14 protein-coding genes and 1 other annotated feature are annotated in these 16,174 nt (G+C 44.1%); of the genes, 8 read left to right on the top strand and 6 right to left on the bottom strand.

Translation table 11 applies throughout. From position 1 onward, the window contains the following. The 3 genes from AC1U9U_RS10755 to leuB all read left to right on the top strand — a co-directional run. Positions 1 to 1,020, top strand: a 1,020-nt coding sequence (locus AC1U9U_RS10755) for a 3-isopropylmalate dehydratase large subunit (RefSeq protein ID WP_479960563.1), incomplete at its 5' end; no start/stop codon positions are given. Next, positions 1,020 to 1,508, top strand: a complete 489-nt coding sequence (locus tag AC1U9U_RS10760) for a 3-isopropylmalate dehydratase small subunit (RefSeq protein WP_479960564.1) — start codon at positions 1,020 to 1,022, stop codon at positions 1,506 to 1,508. The genes AC1U9U_RS10755 and AC1U9U_RS10760, both read left to right, overlap by 1 nt. Next, on the top strand, positions 1,501 to 2,559 hold the full coding sequence (leuB, locus tag AC1U9U_RS10765) for a 3-isopropylmalate dehydrogenase (RefSeq protein WP_479960565.1): 1,059 nt from the start codon (positions 1,501 to 1,503) through the stop codon (positions 2,557 to 2,559). Before AC1U9U_RS10760 ends, leuB begins: the two co-directional genes overlap by 8 nt. A gap of 368 nt (positions 2,560 to 2,927) precedes the next feature. Here leuB and AC1U9U_RS10770 read toward each other — a convergent pair whose 3' ends face one another. From AC1U9U_RS10770 to AC1U9U_RS10790, 5 genes are read right to left on the bottom strand one after another with little or no spacing between them, the layout of a single operon-like run. After that, a complete protein-coding gene (locus AC1U9U_RS10770) occupies positions 2,928 to 4,091 on the bottom strand; it encodes a DUF4317 domain-containing protein (protein WP_479960566.1) in 1,164 nt (387 codons plus the stop codon). 57 nt (positions 4,092 to 4,148) lie between these two features. Then, on the bottom strand, positions 4,149 to 5,375 hold the full coding sequence (locus AC1U9U_RS10775; RefSeq protein WP_479960567.1) for an ABC transporter permease: 1,227 nt from the start codon (positions 5,373 to 5,375) through the stop codon (positions 4,149 to 4,151). Continuing rightward, positions 5,372 to 6,112: an ABC transporter ATP-binding protein gene (locus tag AC1U9U_RS10780; RefSeq protein ID WP_479960568.1), complete on the bottom strand. Its 741-nt coding sequence runs from the start codon at positions 6,110 to 6,112 to the stop codon at positions 5,372 to 5,374. Before AC1U9U_RS10780 ends, AC1U9U_RS10775 begins: the two co-directional genes overlap by 4 nt. Beyond that, complete coding sequence (locus AC1U9U_RS10785) at positions 6,096 to 6,563, bottom strand: DUF6773 family protein (RefSeq protein WP_479960569.1); 468 nt, start codon at positions 6,561 to 6,563, stop codon at positions 6,096 to 6,098. Before AC1U9U_RS10785 ends, AC1U9U_RS10780 begins: the two co-directional genes overlap by 17 nt. Continuing rightward, entirely contained in the window at positions 6,547 to 6,762 is a 216-nt protein-coding gene (locus AC1U9U_RS10790; protein WP_479960570.1) for a helix-turn-helix transcriptional regulator, read from the bottom strand. Before AC1U9U_RS10790 ends, AC1U9U_RS10785 begins: the two co-directional genes overlap by 17 nt. Positions 6,763 to 7,028: 266 nt before the next feature. Between AC1U9U_RS10790 and AC1U9U_RS10795 the strand changes: the two genes are divergently transcribed. Together AC1U9U_RS10795 and AC1U9U_RS10800 are read left to right on the top strand one after the other, a co-directional pair. Then, entirely contained in the window at positions 7,029 to 7,556 is a 528-nt protein-coding gene (locus tag AC1U9U_RS10795) for an RNA polymerase sigma factor (RefSeq protein ID WP_479960571.1), read from the top strand. After that, positions 7,553 to 9,031: a hypothetical protein gene (locus AC1U9U_RS10800; RefSeq protein ID WP_479960572.1), complete on the top strand. Its 1,479-nt coding sequence runs from the start codon at positions 7,553 to 7,555 to the stop codon at positions 9,029 to 9,031. The genes AC1U9U_RS10795 and AC1U9U_RS10800 overlap by 4 nt, the downstream gene beginning before the upstream one ends. A gap of 38 nt (positions 9,032 to 9,069) precedes the next feature. Here AC1U9U_RS10800 and AC1U9U_RS10805 read toward each other — a convergent pair whose 3' ends face one another. After that, entirely contained in the window at positions 9,070 to 12,378 is a 3,309-nt protein-coding gene (locus tag AC1U9U_RS10805) for a DEAD/DEAH box helicase (RefSeq protein ID WP_479960573.1), read from the bottom strand. Positions 12,379 to 12,646: 268 nt separating this feature from the next. Next, positions 12,647 to 12,843: a binding site (T-box leader), on the top strand. A gap of 182 nt (positions 12,844 to 13,025) precedes the next feature. Between AC1U9U_RS10805 and proC the strand changes: the two genes are divergently transcribed. From proC to AC1U9U_RS10820, 3 genes are all read left to right on the top strand, one after another. Beyond that, positions 13,026 to 13,829: a pyrroline-5-carboxylate reductase gene (gene proC, locus AC1U9U_RS10810; RefSeq protein WP_479960574.1), complete on the top strand. Its 804-nt coding sequence runs from the start codon at positions 13,026 to 13,028 to the stop codon at positions 13,827 to 13,829. Beyond that, the gene (proB, locus tag AC1U9U_RS10815) at positions 13,826 to 14,953 is read left to right on the top strand and encodes a glutamate 5-kinase (RefSeq protein WP_479960575.1); all 1,128 of its coding nucleotides are present in this window, start codon (positions 13,826 to 13,828) and stop codon (positions 14,951 to 14,953) included. Before proC ends, proB begins: the two co-directional genes overlap by 4 nt. Before the next feature lie 169 nt (positions 14,954 to 15,122). Continuing rightward, positions 15,123 to 16,174, top strand: a 1,052-nt coding sequence (locus tag AC1U9U_RS10820; protein ID WP_479960576.1) for a glutamate-5-semialdehyde dehydrogenase, incomplete at its 3' end; no start/stop codon positions are given.

Here is a 16,174-nt window from a genome sequence, read left to right on the forward strand (position 1 = left end):
CGCGAATTTGCCAGAAAACAAGGAATTGTTCATTACTGGGAGCAAGGAAGAGTAGGGGTAGAACACTGCCTACTTCCTGAACAAGGGGTTACATTGCCCGGTGATGTGATTATCGGGGCAGATTCGCACACCTGTACTTATGGTGCTTTAGGGGCCTTTGCCACCGGCGTCGGAAGTACGGACCTGGCGGCAGGAATGGCTACCGGTGAGGCTTGGTTTAGAGTACCGGAGTCCATTAAATTCGTTTTCAAAGGAACGAATTTCCAACCTTGGGTTAGTGGTAAGGACTTAATTCTTTACACCATCGGCAAAATCGGTGTCGATGGGGCACGTTATCGGGCTATGGAATTTACCGGCGAGGGTATCGGTGCCTTATCCATAGACAGTCGTTTCACTATGTGTAATATGGCAGTGGAAGCCGGAGCCAAAAATGGCATCATTGCTCCTGATGAAAAGACTTTAGCCTATGTTAATGAACGGGCAAAAAGACCCTTTAAAGTTTATAACAGTGACCCTGATGCAGAGTATGTGGAAGTCTACGAATGGAATGTAGCGGATATCCCTCTTCAAGTAGCTTTTCCCCATCTGCCGGAAAATGCTAAGCCTGTTAGCGAAGGTAAAGGGATTAAGCTTGACCAAGTGGTTATTGGTTCCTGTACCAATGGCCGCTTAGAGGATATCCGGGTAGCAGCCCAAATCATGAAGGGAAAAAAGGTCCATTCGGATGTGCGCTTAATCGTTATTCCCGGCACCCCAGATATTTATAAACAAGCCCTGAAAGAAGGGCTTCTGGATATCTTCCTTGATGCGGGAGCTGTAGTCAGTACTCCAACCTGTGGACCTTGCCTCGGCGGCTATATGGGTATTCTGGCCAAAGGAGAAAAGGCACTCTCCACCACAAATCGGAACTTTGTCGGCCGGATGGGACATCCGGAAAGTGAGGTCTACCTGTCCGGACCGGCTGTGGCGGCAGCTTCAGCAGTTACCGGCGAAATCTCACACCCAGAGGAGGTGCTATAATGGCTAAGGCTTGGAAATTCGGCGATGATATCGATACGGATGCCATCATCCCGGCACGATATATGAATCAATTCAGCCCGGAGCATCTGGCCGCCCATTGCATGGAAGATGCGGATGTCAATTTTGCTAAGGAAGTACAGCCCGGTGATGTGATTATCGGCGGCAAAAACTTTGGCTGCGGCTCTTCCCGTGAACACGCCCCTGTAGCTATTAAGGCGGCAGGAGTAAAGGCAGTTATTGCGGATTCCTATGCGCGGATTTTTTATCGGAATGCCTTAAATATCGGCATGCCTATTCTGGAATGTCCTGAAGCCGTTCAAGGGATCGAAGCCGGGGATGAAATCTCTGTGGATTTGGAAACAGGTAAGATAGTTAATCACACCAAGAACACAGAATTTCAAGCGCGTCCCTTCCCACCCTTCATGCAAGACTTAATCAAAGCCGGTGGACTCATTCCATATGTGAAGGGAAGAAGTGAAAATGCCTAAAATTGCTGTATTACCAGGTGATGGGATTGGTCAGGAGATCATTCCCCAAGCCGTACGAGTATTAAAAGCCGTCTTAGCGGGTAAAGCGGCTGACTTTGAATTCAAGGAGTACCCTGTCGGTGGAGCCGCCATTGAATTGGTGGGCAAAGCCTTGCCTGATGAGACTCTGAAAGGATGCCAAGAAGCCGATGCAGTGCTACTGGGAGCTGTGGGTGGCCCCAAGTGGGATCACTTGCCAGCCTCTGAACGCCCGGAAACCGCGGCACTCCTGGGGCTACGCAAAGGACTTAACTTTTATGCCAACATCCGCCCTGTGCGGATGATTCCCAGCCTGCTGTCTACTTCCACTTTAAAGGAAGAAGTCTTGGATGGAGTGGATATGGTGGTCATTCGGGAGTTAACAGGGGGAGTGTACTTCGGCGAAAAGGGTCGCTCCGATAATCCTCGTTCGGCTTATGATATGATGACTTATTCGGAGGAAGAGATTCGCCGCATCCTAATTCAAGGCTTCGAGACGGCAAAGATTCGCAACAAAAAGCTCTGCTCCGTGGATAAGGCCAATGTTTTGGAAACTTCCCGCCTTTGGAGGGAGATTGCCAATGAGTTGGCCAAAGACTACCCCGAAGTAGAATTAACTCACATGTATGTAGATAATGCAGCCATGCAATTGGTTCGCAGCCCCAAACAATTCGATGTCATTGTTACTGAGAATATGTTCGGTGACATTCTTACCGACCTAGCTTCCATGCTGGGCGGCTCCATCGGTATGCTGTCTTCCGCAAGCCTCAGTGGGCAAAAAGGTATGTATGAACCGGCCCATGGCTCCGCCCCTGACATCGCCGGTAAGAACTTAGCTAATCCTTTAGCCACCATTCTTTCAGCAGCCTTAATGCTTCGCTATACCTTTGATATGGAGGAAGAAGCAGCACGAATCGAAGCCGCAGTCGAAAAAGTCCTTGAACAAGGGTATCGGACCGGGGACCTAGCTCGACCTGGTGATAAAGTTGTAGGAACTGTCGAGATGGGAGATGCAGTACTGGCTGCACTCTAAGCTGCAAACAAGCATCTTATTTGCATTCTGGAAGTCCATGGAATAAATCAAGTCAGCTTCAGGTAGAGTAAAGACTTCGCCTGAAGCTTTTTCCTTTGGCTTTTTAAAAAGGCAAATTAATGTAATTCGGGAAAATAAGTATAGGTGATCCCCAAAAAACACATTATAATGTCGAAGGGTACGTAATGGTTGAGCCAAGATCAGACCACTCTGTAGATGCAGAAACAAGTGAGGGATTTAGAATGAGTGATAAAAGTAAGAAAACCAAAAAGAATGCTAAGCAATCGGAAAAACAAAACAATAACGGGGAGTAAAAAAATGAAAAAACCTTCGTAGCCTTTTGGGCCGCGGAGGTTTTTATTGCAATATTAAAACGTCTCAGTGCTTAATTCGAACCCTTCAAGGTTTGCTGTTTCTTCAATTTCGATAAGCAAGTACCGCCGACCATCCTTCTTGACCTGTTTAATGTTTTTCAGATCTTGGGGACTAACAGAAATGCTCACGGTATTATTTTCGATTTTTATTGATTTCCCTGTGAAGTTGGGGATGATGTTGGATGCCTTAAACTCATATTTTTCGGTCCCAGTAACTTTCATGAAAGCGGTTTCAAGCCCTTGAGTATTTTCAACCCCGCTGGCTTGCAGGATCTTTTCCATATCTTTTAACCCCACACTAGGGACTTCTGGGTTTTCTTCTTCTTCATTTCTCTCGAGAATAGTATTCACACTCTCATAGATCCTGGCGATCTTCTCCGGCTCGATTTCTTTTCCTGCTATTTCTTGAACGATTTCGAGAAATTGGGCTCTTTCTGTTTGAGCCGTTGTAGGTAACTCGCATCCCAGGACCTTAGTAAAGAATTCTACGTTCGGGTCATTGGCTTTATTGGAATAATAAACTACTTTATTCACATCAGCCGAATTATCACTCCATGAGGGGAACATAAACCCGTCTAGGGGTGAAGTTAAGTTAATCGTGACATCCATGGGGATATCAGCTTTAAAAGCTTTACCTTCAAAGTCGAATTTGAGGGCGGTTTTGGGGATGGTTACGGGATTAACACTGCCCATGAAAAATTCAAAGGAGAATACGACATCATCTAGTCCAGATTCATCTTCTCGTGTTTCCTTTTTCATGGGTTTATAGACTTCACCCCGAATAAAAGACACCATATAATCGCCTTGGTAATTACAGTTTTCAATGATTTGAAGAGCGATTTCTTCAACTTGATCTATAAAATCACTTGATTTAAGTGTCTCTATAAATGATTTTTGGGTAGGATTTTGCCCCAACTTATTATCCGAGAATTCCAACCCAAAAACTTTGGAATCTAGGGGGCCCGTAAGTAGCTTTTTAAAATTCTTGATATAAAGTTCTTGCTTCTCCGAATCCATTCTCTCAAAATACTCTTTTTCGGTGCCGATGATTTGTTTTAAATCCCCTTTGACATAAATGCTAATAACATCGCCGAGTTTCAGTTTGGTATTGTCTAATTTAAACTCCTTACGAATACTTGCTACGTCGTTTCTATTCATCTAATTTTCCTCCTAAAATGCAACTTATATTAAAGTAGCAAATTTTAGCGTTTATAGTCAATGGTATCCCGCCATCTTCTTAGCGGTCAATTTACCTAGCAGGAAGCCGAGAGGCAGTGATAAGGAAAAATATAGCCATTGTTGGGTCTGCAAGGCCGCGAAGAGAGCTAAGATGATCCATCCAGGGCAAGCAAATAAAAATAGTGTACGGCTTGCCGACTTGCGTTTTATTGCTGGGTTCATTGGAAAAATTGAGACAAAGGGGGAATTGATCCATTCCAACCAGTACAATTTTCCGATAGAAGTAAGGAGCAATATGGACACTCCTAATAAGACCCATTTCCAAATTAGCGGGAAAACCGAAAGGCATAAGGCGTACATGCCAACTACTTGAAAGTAAAACGTTATGTTAGGGCGATGGCGTAAATTGGCTTTAAGGCATAATTCGATAAGAACATTTTCCGGGGTTCGCTTCCGAAAAATCACTTCCGAGTTTCTGAATAACCAAGTGCGAGTTCTTAAGATGGTTGGTTTTTTGGTATAAGTGCCTGCGTATCTTAATAGGACGTTGGCAAACTTCATTTTCGCAGCTTGTCCCAGGGAAATATCCTTAAGCAATGTTCCCTTGAGGGATAACCGGCGCATTATTAGGATAACAAAAATTGCAGCGAGCCCAAAAATTGCAAAATAGAAGAGCTTTTCTAGATTTATTAAAGAGTAGACTGCGAAATACAGATAAATCCCTGATGCTATAATACGAGCACTGAGAGCTAAAAGATATTCCCAGCTCCGAAAACGGATTTTCAGATATTGATTGAGGATACCCAAAGTCGCTTTTAAAAGAAAGGTTAAGGCAAAGAAATAAAGAAAAGTGTGTATCGAAAAACCATAGCCCAAGATTAGGAGGGGAGCTAGTACAAAGCAGAAAAATGCGGATAGTAGTAAGCTCAAGCAAGTATGGTAGGCGATACTATAGCCGGTTAGTGCTTTGATCCAGGTTTTACTTTGAAAAAGAAAGATCTGATCAGCATCTTCCACAAAAATTCGCAATGTCCCCGACCAAACAAAGCCCAAGACAACAAATATTATCAATTCCAAAGGAATCAGGGAAAATACCGGGGGAATTTCCTTCCACCACTCAAAATAGGTATGCAGGAAAAGAGCCGAAAAAGGAATGACAATATAAAGCGCCACTACCCAATCCACTACGGTCTTCCACACGGAATATTGAAATTTCCAGTTAGTAATGAGGCGGTGTAGGAATAGACTTCGCGCTGTTTTCATGATTTTTTCTCCACAAGATTGATAAAGCAATCAAAAAGTGATCCGTGAGGTAAAACACTCCGCTTTCTAATTTCTTCAATATTCCCTTGGGTAAGGATTGTCCCCTCGTTTAAGAGCACGAAGGAGGTACATATTTTTTCCGCAGTATCTAGGGAATGGGTGGACATTAAAACCCCACTGCCTTCATCTCTGGCTTTCTGAATCAGTGCGAGTAAATCCCTTACACCTAGAGGGTCGAGGCCGATAAATGGTTCATCAATGATCAAAAGGGAAGGTCTAAGCAGAAAGGCCATGATAAGCATAACCTTTTGTTGCATGCCTTTGGAAAAGGAAACAGGCAGGTTGTGTTTAACCTGCTTAAGTCGGAATAATCTAAGTAATTCTTCGGAGCGTATCTCTAGTTCCCTGGGGCTGATTCCATTGACAGCGGCGGCAAATTCTAAATGCTCCCATAAGGTCAGTTCTTCATAAAGAATAGGCTGCTCCGGAATATAGGCGTAGTTTTTCTGGGCTTCTCGAAACTCGACACTGCCGTTTATTTTGGGCAGGAGTCCCATTATCCCCTTAAGCACGGTACTTTTTCCGGCTCCGTTTGGACCAATTAAACCCATTAATTCGCCGGAGCGAACGGATAAATCGATGTCCCTAATGACGATACTGTCTTTCGCATACCCGGCCGAATTTATTTTCACTTTAACCAAATCAGTATCAGTGCTATCTCTATTTGGTGTTATCATCATCGAACTCCATTTCATATTGATGGGCTTTCTTATGATTATACCTATTGGCAAGCAAAAAAATCATGATAAAGAAGAGGGAAAATAAGATTGGGTAGGTTATCGAACCTCCTAAGTTAGCTGCGGAGGAATTATTCTTACTCAGCGTTCCGCCGATATAAATCACTGAGGCAACTAAAGGAATGGCAAGGGCAGTTAGTAATCCCTTAACCGCTTGTTTGGCAGTGTTCACGGTAGGAACGCTGATCTTCAGCATCTGCATTCTGATAAATTGATAAAGGGGAAAGAAGATTAAGATCAGATATTCTGTGAGATATTCCTTGAGCCCCATATGAAAGGCAAGGGTCTTAATAAGAAAAGATATGGCGGCACCAAATAAAATAATTAAAGCAATTTCACTGCGAATCTGATGTTTTGCTTGCTCTATTCTTTCATCATGCATCTTTAACATTCCGGTCATCCTCCCAAAAAAGATCGTTTAAAGTTTTTCCTAGGGTTTTGCAAATTGCGATACATAACTGTAAAGACGGATTAAATTTACCCGTTTCAATCATCCCAATGGTCTGTCTGGTTACTCCCACTGCCTCGGCCAATTGTTCCTGGGACATATCCAGGCTTGCCCGGGCAGCTTTCATTTTTAGGTTCCTCAACTGCATCCCTCCTTACATTACATATCATACACTATGATATACATATTGTAAAGTATATATTGCATAATGAATACTACAAAATCTACTTACTCTAGAAAAGATCCTTCGTTTATGCTCAGGAAAAATCCCGCACTATGTCATGCTGAACGCCGTGAAGTGTTGCAGGTGGTACCAAAAGGATGGCATCGGATAACAGAACTTAAATATTCCGTGGGATTTTAGGAGTTCACTTGTATAATAGATTAGATAAGGGAGGAGGTGAGCCCGTGGATGAGAGGATTATAGAGCTAATCACATCTCAAAAGAGCGAAGGCCTAAGGTTTTTGCAACAGCAATACGCAGGACTGATTCATTATATTGTCGGAAATATTGTGCAACACAAGGATGATACAGAGGAATGTATCAGCGATATCTACATAAAAGTCTGGAATTCAATTGGGAGCTACTCTCCGGAGAAAGGTAAGTTTTCCACATGGCTCACAGTCATATCGCGTAATACGGCCCTTAATTATCTAAAACACAAGCATAGGACCTACGAGGAATTGAAAGAGGATACTGCTGATACATCCTCATTGGAAGAAGTTGTCCTCCGCCAAGAACGGGCGGAGGAGTTAAAACGTGTAATATCTTCGCTTTCGCCTGAAGAACAGCATATTTTTTACCGTAAATATTACTATCTGCAAAAGACTGCTCAAATTGCTGCCGAGCTAGGAATGACAGAGCGCTCTGTTGAGGGAAAATTATACCGTTTGCGCAAAAAGCTGCAAAAGAAATTGGGAGGTGAGTTCAGATGAGGGAAAAAGTTTTTGATTTCGACCAACAGATGATTGACCACCTCAGTGAAATAATCCCTCCAGAAGAGGAAATCCGCAGGACAAACCCATGGAGCAAACCCATTGGCTTTGTCACCTGGGGTCTTATCCTCACAACTCTGCATTTGAACTTTTTATATCTGCAATATATTTTGCCTACAATTGGCGTTATACTGATTTTTCTCGGCTTTCGCAGTCTGAGAAATGTAAACAAATATTTTAAGGTACTATGGATATTTTCTGTATTTAAGCTGCTTTTACAACTGGCGGATCTCGTTTTGATTTCTACGCCCTTAAATTCTATGGACTATCCGGAGCTTGCCGCGGGCACGGTGATGCTTGTTTTCCAAGTAACTATGTTTCTGATTTTCCAAGGAGCTTTGAATGAGGTTTATAAAAAATTAGCTAAACCTATCAAAGAAACCCCACTACTCTGGGCAGCTTTGTGGGCAGTGGCAGCATTTTTTATTGCGCTATCTTCGCTGTCTAGGAGTTGGTTGGTTTTTATCCCTATGGTTATATGCTATATCCTTATTGTCCGATCCTTGTTCAGCATAGGTGACCTGTTGGATGATACAGGATATGTTCTGACAAATGCACCGGTCAAAATCAGTAATCGAACATTCGGATGGACGTATTTTCTGATTGCACTAACAACCATCATTACCTGCAATGTTATTTACAATCATCTGGAACTTGAGCCGCAAGAATATCATCTCCCGAAAATTACTGAAGAAAGGCAAAATTTACTGGACCTGGAGTTTCCGGCTGAAGCTTTGCAATATCTAAGTGATGAAGACGTAGCAATGTTAAGCGATGCTATAAATGTTGAAGTGTTTAATAAGCAGCTGATGTTTGACCCCAAGAGAGTTGAACACCGGGATAACTCTGAGGGCTATACCACCTATATTACCCATACTTATGAGCCGGGTAAAAGAAATATCGAGAATGCTACGATATTTATTGAAATGCCGGAAAATGTGGTATATGTCATGCAATATTTCACTTGGCTGGGGGGGAACCCGGTCTGGCAGGACGGCATCCTAATTTCCGGAGAAACAAAGGCGGATGATAAGGAGATTACCAGCAGTGGTTTGTTCTATAGAAAAAAAGGCATCGAATATCTGGCTGCTTTTCCACGACTTATGTGTGACAAAATATCACATAACACTTGGTTTGGCCAAGACTATTCCGTGCAAATAGCGGGTGCTCTCAGTTATCCCTTTGGCTCGGAAAGCCAAGGCGGCTATGTACTCTACCGTTATACGGTCAAGACCGACAGTGATATTTACGTTACCGATGCCCTCTTTAGCTACGTTCATCTTTTAAGTCCATTGCATATCCCATATGTAAGAACAGAAGATCAGATTTTAAATGGAGCTTACGCCTTTGTTGATGGGTTGCAGCAGCATTACACGAGCTATGAATCGCTGGCATTTAGGGGAAATGTAAACTGAATATGTTGAGGTTCTAGGGACCGCCGCCTTGGCGGTCCCTACGTTAACTCAAAAAGCTCTCTCAATTCCTCTTCGGTTAGTTTAGATAGCATAGTTTCACCGGGTTGGATGACGGAATCGATGAGTTTTTTCTTTTTGGCTTGGAGTGCGTTTACTTTCTCTTCGATGGTCCCCTGGGTGAGAAGCTTGATCACTTGGACCGAATTTTTCTGGCCGATGCGATAGGCCCGGTCTGTGGCCTGATCCTCAACCGCCGGATTCCACCAAGGGTCGAAATGGATCACAGTATCAGCACCGATTAAGTTTAAACCTGTACCACCGGCTTTTAAGGAGATGAGAAACACTTGGCCTTCACCGTTATTAAAGGAAGCGGCCATTTGGGAGCGTTCAAAAGCTGGGGTGGAACCACTCAGGTAAAAGTGTTCAATGTTCTCGGAGAGTAAATAGTCCCTAATAATATCCAGCATTGTAGTGAATTGAGAGAAGACCAGAACCCGATGGCCACCGGCCAAGGTGTCTGCCAGAAGTTCTTGGAATAGCAGCATTTTGCCGCTTTCGCCGGTATAATTATCGATAAACATGGCAGGGTGGGAACAAATCTGCCGTAGTCTGGTTAAAGCAGCTAGAATCTTGATCTGACTTTTGGCAAAACCTTGAGTGGCAAGATCCTGAGCTATCTGACTTTTGGTCTGCTGCAGGTAGGCAAGATAGATTTTTCGTTGTTCATCAGTTAAAGTAGCTTTAATCTCGGTTTCGATCTTGGGAGGAAGTTCTTTCAGAACATCCTTTTTTAGCCTGCGCAGGATAAACGGTTTAATGTGTCGACTTAATTCAGTAAGAGCCTGGGGATCATCGCCTTTGAGGACGGGAGTAGTGTATTTTTTCTGGAATTCTTGGTGAGTTAGCAAATAGCCAGGCATAATAAAGTTGAATAAAGACCAAAGCTCGGAAAGGGAATTCTCAATGGGCGTACCGGTGAGAGCAAAATAGCTCTTGGCTTTAATCCGTTGGACTGATTTGGCATTAAGAGTCTGGGGATTTTTAATATTTTGGGCCTCATCCAGGAAGCAATAGGAAAAATTAAAATCTGACAAATACTCAATATCCCGTCTTAACAAGGCATAAGAGGTTACAACCAGATCCGCTTGGTCGATGACCTTTAATTGCTCTTGGCGTTCCTGTGGTGTACCATCAATGACCAAGATGTTTAAATCAGGTGCAAATTTTTCCCCCTCTGCTTGCCAGTTATAGGTCAGGGAAGTGGGAGCAATGACAAGAGCAGGAGCGGTGATTGAGGGGACGTGTGTAGGGGCGGTAGGCAATGCAGTGGTGGCCGCGGTGGCGAATGTCTTTTCCGATAAAATAAAGGCAAGAACCTGCAGAGTTTTACCTAAGCCCATGTCATCGGCAAGAATCCCCCCGAGACCATAGGAAGCCAAGGTCTTGAGCCAGCGAAACCCCATCTTCTGATAATCCCGCAGTACATCCTTAAGTGATGCCGGTGGCTCAAACTCTCCATCTTGGGGTTCGAGAATACTCTGGACTAATTGCTTGAAGGCTTTATTCCGTTGGATACCAGGGAGATCGGCCTGACGGAGAAAACTATCGATATACATGGCTCTGAATTTGGGCAGTTGGAGAGTTTGGTTATGCAAATCCTCTCCCTTGAGATTTAAGTGATCAAGCAAAGTGGCCATGGATTCCAGCTCGGGCTGCATGAGATCAAGAAAGGACCCGTCCCGGAGTCTGTAGTATTTCCTTCTTAGTTTTAAGGATTGAAAGACCTGTGCCAGCTCATCTCCGTCAATATCACCATATTCAAAGGACACTTCCAGTAGGTCTAAGGATTCATCCAAACGCACTCGACCGGAAAAACTGGTGGAGGTGCGAATTTTAAGTTTAAAATCATCGGAGTAAAAGGTTTCGGCATATTCTTGTAACTGGGGAAGCCAGTTCACGGTAAAGTCAAAGATTTTATCATCGTCTTCCAGACTAATGGTGCCTTGGGAGACGATAAAATCAGCTTGTTCAAAGATCGAGAGGATTTTTCTTTCTTTTTCAACATCGCGAATGAGGATTTGCGCATCGGCTTCATCTGTCCTGCTTACGTTTCCTTGTGCTGAAAAAGGATTGATCATATGGCTCCCGTAGTGGAACTCTAGACGAGCTCGGATACCGCTTTCACCCAGCCTGTCGAAGTAGATCTTAGCCTGCAATTCTTCCCGCACAAAGTTTTTTGCCAGTTTGGGGTCAATGGAAACTGAACCGAGTTTTTCAATGAGGGGGATGGCTTCCGAGGCAAACATATCTTTTTGATTCGCCGGAAAAGTAAGGGTCTGACGGGCTTTTCCCGATAAGGTCTTGATGAGGTTCGGAAGGATAGATTGCTGCTCACAAGAAACTTGGTAGACTTCTTGGTCATAGAGATAGTAGCGGCCATCTTTTGTAAGCTGCAGAGGAAGCTTGCTTTTTAAAGCCAAGGCTAAGTCTTGCTCTTTTGAATTGATGGCGAAATCCAAGGGGATATCTTGTCGGATCACCTGAGTCGGGTAGGAAGTAGGAGCGGCTATTTCTTTGGCTGAAGTTAAGGTTAAAGAAAAAACTTTTTTCCCTAAGGCATCGAGGAGCTTGCCCAGATAGTAATGACTCAGTATGAAGGGCTTTTGGCTAAAGGGGGAAGCATAAGAAAAGGCCCTAAGCTCGTCGAAAGCTTCGTATTGACGCACCATGTCCTGAAGCATATCGATTATCTTTTGGTCCTCCTCGCTAAAGGTATGCAGGGTGGGATCATAGGTGAATTGCTTGCCGAAATAAAAGGAGCGACTATTTTGAATAACAGATAAAAACTCTTGCAAATCCTTCACAACATAAGGCCGCTTAAGCCCTACTTTGAGTTGTAATTGGCTATTGATCTGGCGTTTACCCGTGATTTGCAGCTCAATTTCAAAATTTAAGTTCTCGCGAAACATTTTTGGTTCAGGTTTTGAAAATAATGCCATAAAGTCTGGTACAGATTCTTTAGTAGCGGTATTTTTCGATTGGAATTCCGTCGATTTTCGTTGCATAGCTTTAAGCGTAGCAATTACATGCTTACAGGCACCAGGGTATTCATGAAAAGCGGGGCACGAGCAAGTATAGGCGGTGATGGTGCCGCTTTGATGAAATTTTATCTCAACATCATAAAGCCAAGTACCAATGACGGCGGCTGTTAGCAGATTCCTTTCTGAATCAAGTGATAATTTAACTACTCTAGCATCAAGTGCATAGGCAACCCCCATATCATAGGCCCTTTTACTCTGGGCCAGAGTGCGTAAGGTTTGTTCGTGAATCGTATAGGGAAATGACATGTTGACATCCTCCGGAAAATCAGAAAATACTATGGATAGCATACTCTAGTACTCTCTCATGAGTCAATTTTTATAGACGATCTTTTCCAGGATAATAAATAAAAATGCACTGACTTCTAAGTATAACATTTGCTTCCGTAAATTACATAATTGCTCTCTTTACTCAAATAAGACTAGAAGCATTTAATGTTTGGTTTCCATAATTTTTTTAGGGTCTCTCTAGCATATAGCAGGTTATTATGCTAAAATATAACAAAACTTAATTGACCCAATGCCGTAGACCGATCCAGTAGGTTTACTTGTTTTACTAGAGAGGGAAGGGATGGTGGAACTTCCTAAACACGAGTATACCGAAACCCAATCGTGAGGTTTTGATGATGAATCAAACGGTTCCCGCCGTTATCGGGTTTAAGGTGGCGTATTGCAAACTAGGTGGTACCGCGGAAGGCTTCTTTCGTCCTTGTCAAAGGAATGAAAGGGCCTTTTTTGCATATAGTCTTTCATGCTCGTATTAGGTTAAGATACTTCGCAATGCTCAATATGACAGGGAACGCAGTATGACGTGGACTAGGAGCAGCACGGTGTCATCCTGAAGGAAGAATGATTGAAGGATCTTTAGAATTAGGGAAATAGAGAGGTAGATTCTTATGAAAAAAATCGGCTTTATCGGTGCGGGAAACATGGCTGAAGCCATTATTAAAGGCCTAGCAACAATAGGTAAATATGAGATCCGAGTGACCAATCGCTCTGATCAGGAGAAACTGGAAAAGATGAAGGAAACCTATGGAGCTATTCCAGTCTCTTTTGCCGAAGTGGTCAAAGATTCGGAGATTATTCTATTAGCGGTGAAGCCCAAGGATGTCTCGGAAGTGCTGGCTCAGGTCAGTAGAGATATTAAAGAAGACCAGCTCTTTATCAGCGTGGCGGCAGGAATTCCCTTGGCCTTACTGGAAAAACATTTGCCTCATAATCCAATCATAAGGGCTATGCCCAATACTTCCAGCGCAGTTATGCATTCCATGACCGGCTTAGTGAAAGGGCAAAGGGTTAGCGAAAAATACCAAAGGGATGCGGAAGGGATTTTTGGCGCGGTTGGTAAGTATATCTGGATCAGTGAAGAGCAGATGAATCCACTGATTGCCATGAGTGGAAGCGGCCCGGCTTATTTTTACCTCTTTACTGAGGCTATGATCAAAGCAGGGGTGGAGATGGGCTTTAGTCCCGAGGTTGCGGAGGATTTAGCTAGAGAAACCCTTGTTGGGGCAGCGAAAATGGTGGCTGCGAGTGGGAAATCCCCCAGCGAACTGCGGGTGGCGGTTACTTCTCCCAAAGGAACCACCCAAGAAGCCTTAAATGTGTTCTGGGAAAATGGCTTAGAGGAGCTGGTAGCCCGGGCAGCCAAAGCTTGCAAAACCCGAGCGGAAGAGCTGGAAAGGGAGTATCTGGAGTGAGTGATCTGCGCAGAGTTATCATAAAAATAGGGAGCAGCAGCTTAAATCATCCTCAAGGAGGCCTTGATGACCAAGCAATTGATCGAATAGCAGCGGTGATTGCTGAAATTCGCAAGCTTGGGGTGGAATGTGTTCTTGTCAGCTCCGGAGCAGTAGCGGCCGGTGTCGGAAAACTAGGCTTAAAGGCTAGACCTAAGAACGTAGCTGGTAAGCAGGCCGTAGCTGCGATTGGGCAAGGGGTCCTGATTGAGAAATATGCTCTTGCTTTAGAAGCTCACGGATTAGTCTGTGCTCAAGTTTTACTTTCGCGTATTGACTTGGCAGAGGCTTCCCGTTATCGCAATGCACAAAACACTCTGGAACAGTTGCTTCGGTATCACGTGGTCCCGATTATTAATGAAAATGATACGGTTGCGGTTGAAGAGCTTTGTTTTGGGGATAATGACCGCCTTTCCGCCTTAGTGGCAGGTTTGGTTCACGGGGATCTATTAGTGATTCTTACTGATGTAGATGGGCTTTACTCTGCTAATCCAAAACTGGACCCTAAGGCCGAGCTTATCGAGGAAGTGGCTGATCTGGCCCAAGTGATGGGCATAGCCGGGGGAGCGGGAAGTTCCATGGGTACAGGGGGAATGGTTACAAAGTTAAAAGCAGCGGAAATCGCCACCCGTTTTGGTATTGGTATGTTCCTCCTTCACTCAAAGCGCATGATGGACATTACCAGGTTAATTCAAGGAGAACGGCCCTTGGGTACTTATTTTGTACCTGCTGCTCATCGAATCATGGGCAAGAAGCGCTGGATCGCCTATGGAGGATTATCCGAGGGCAGCATTTTTATCGACCAAGGGGCAGTGAATGCTTTACTTAAGGGAAAAAGCCTCTTGGCTTCGGGAATTACCGGCATCGATGGCGTCTGGGAGCGAAAAGAGCTGGTACGCATAAACAGCCCGGAGGGTATAGAAGTGGCTCGGGGCTTAGTCGAACTAAGTAGTGAAGAATTAGAAAAAGTGCGTGGTAAGCACTCGGAAGAGATGCTGGCTATAATTCCTAACCTGGAAGGAGAAGAGGTCATTCATAGGGACAATATGACTTTAATGTTAGAATACTGCTATGAGTTAACCTAAGTTGAAGCACAGGTGAATCAAGGGGATAGGTCATGTTATTCATGGAGGTTTATATAGTTGTATTGGGTCAAGATACTTCACTGCGTTCAGTATGACATAGCCCAGTGTCATCCTGAGCACTAGCGAAGGATCTTTTCCAGGTAGGGTTGTATAGGAAGGAGAGTTTAGAATGGATTTTGCACCTGAACTTATCGCCATTGGTCAAAAAGCTAAGGATGCCGCTCGTAAATTGGCCTATGCCGGCACTGCCGCCAAGAATAAGGCTTTACTGGCTATGGCAGAGGCTTTGCTGAGGCATGAACAAGAGATTTTAGAGGCTAATCAAAAGGATGTAGAAAGGGCAATTCAAAAAGGAACCAAGAAGTCTTTAGTTAACCGTTTAACCCTCAGCTCCGATGGAATTCGGCAAATGAGTGATTCCTTAAAAGAAGTGGTGAACTTAGGGGATCCCGTAGGAGAAGGGGAGTTTTGGACTCGCCCCAATGGTCTGCGCATTCTGAGGACTCGTGTCCCCTTAGGAGTTGTGGCGATGATCTACGAGGCTCGTCCCAATGTAACGGTGGATGCGGCAGCTTTATGCCTGAAATCCGGGAATGCGGTTATTTTACGGGGAGGTTCTGAAGCCATTGAAAGCAATAAGGTCTTAAGTAGGGTGATCTCGGAAGCTGCTGAAAGCCAAGGCATGCCAAGTGGCAGTATTCAACTTCTGGAAAATACTGATCGTGAATGGGTTCAGCAATTACTCAAAATGAACTCTTATCTAGATGTGATTATTCCGCGTGGCGGGGCGGGCCTGATTCAAACGGTGGTCAAAGAATCTACCGTACCAGTCATCGAGACCGGCACAGGAGTCTGTCATGCTTTTGTCGATCGTGAAGCCAATCTGGAAAAAGGGGTACGCATTGTTTTTAATGCCAAGACCCAAAAACCTGGTGTGTGCAATGCCTTAGAGACTGTTCTTGTGGATGAGTCTATCGCCACTGAATTTTTATCCCTGCTGGGAAAGGAATTCCAAGACTACGGTGTAGAAATTCGCGGTTGTGAAAAGACCTGTGCCATTCTACCTTATGCTAAGGAAGCAACTGAGGAGGATTGGGGAACTGAGTACCTGGATCTCGTCATCAGTGCTAAGGTAGTTAAAGGTGTGGATGAGGCTATGGACCATATTTATCAATATAGTACCAAACATTCGGAAACAATCATTACCGAGAATTACACCAC

The organism is Desulfitobacterium sp. (genome assembly GCF_982384815.1).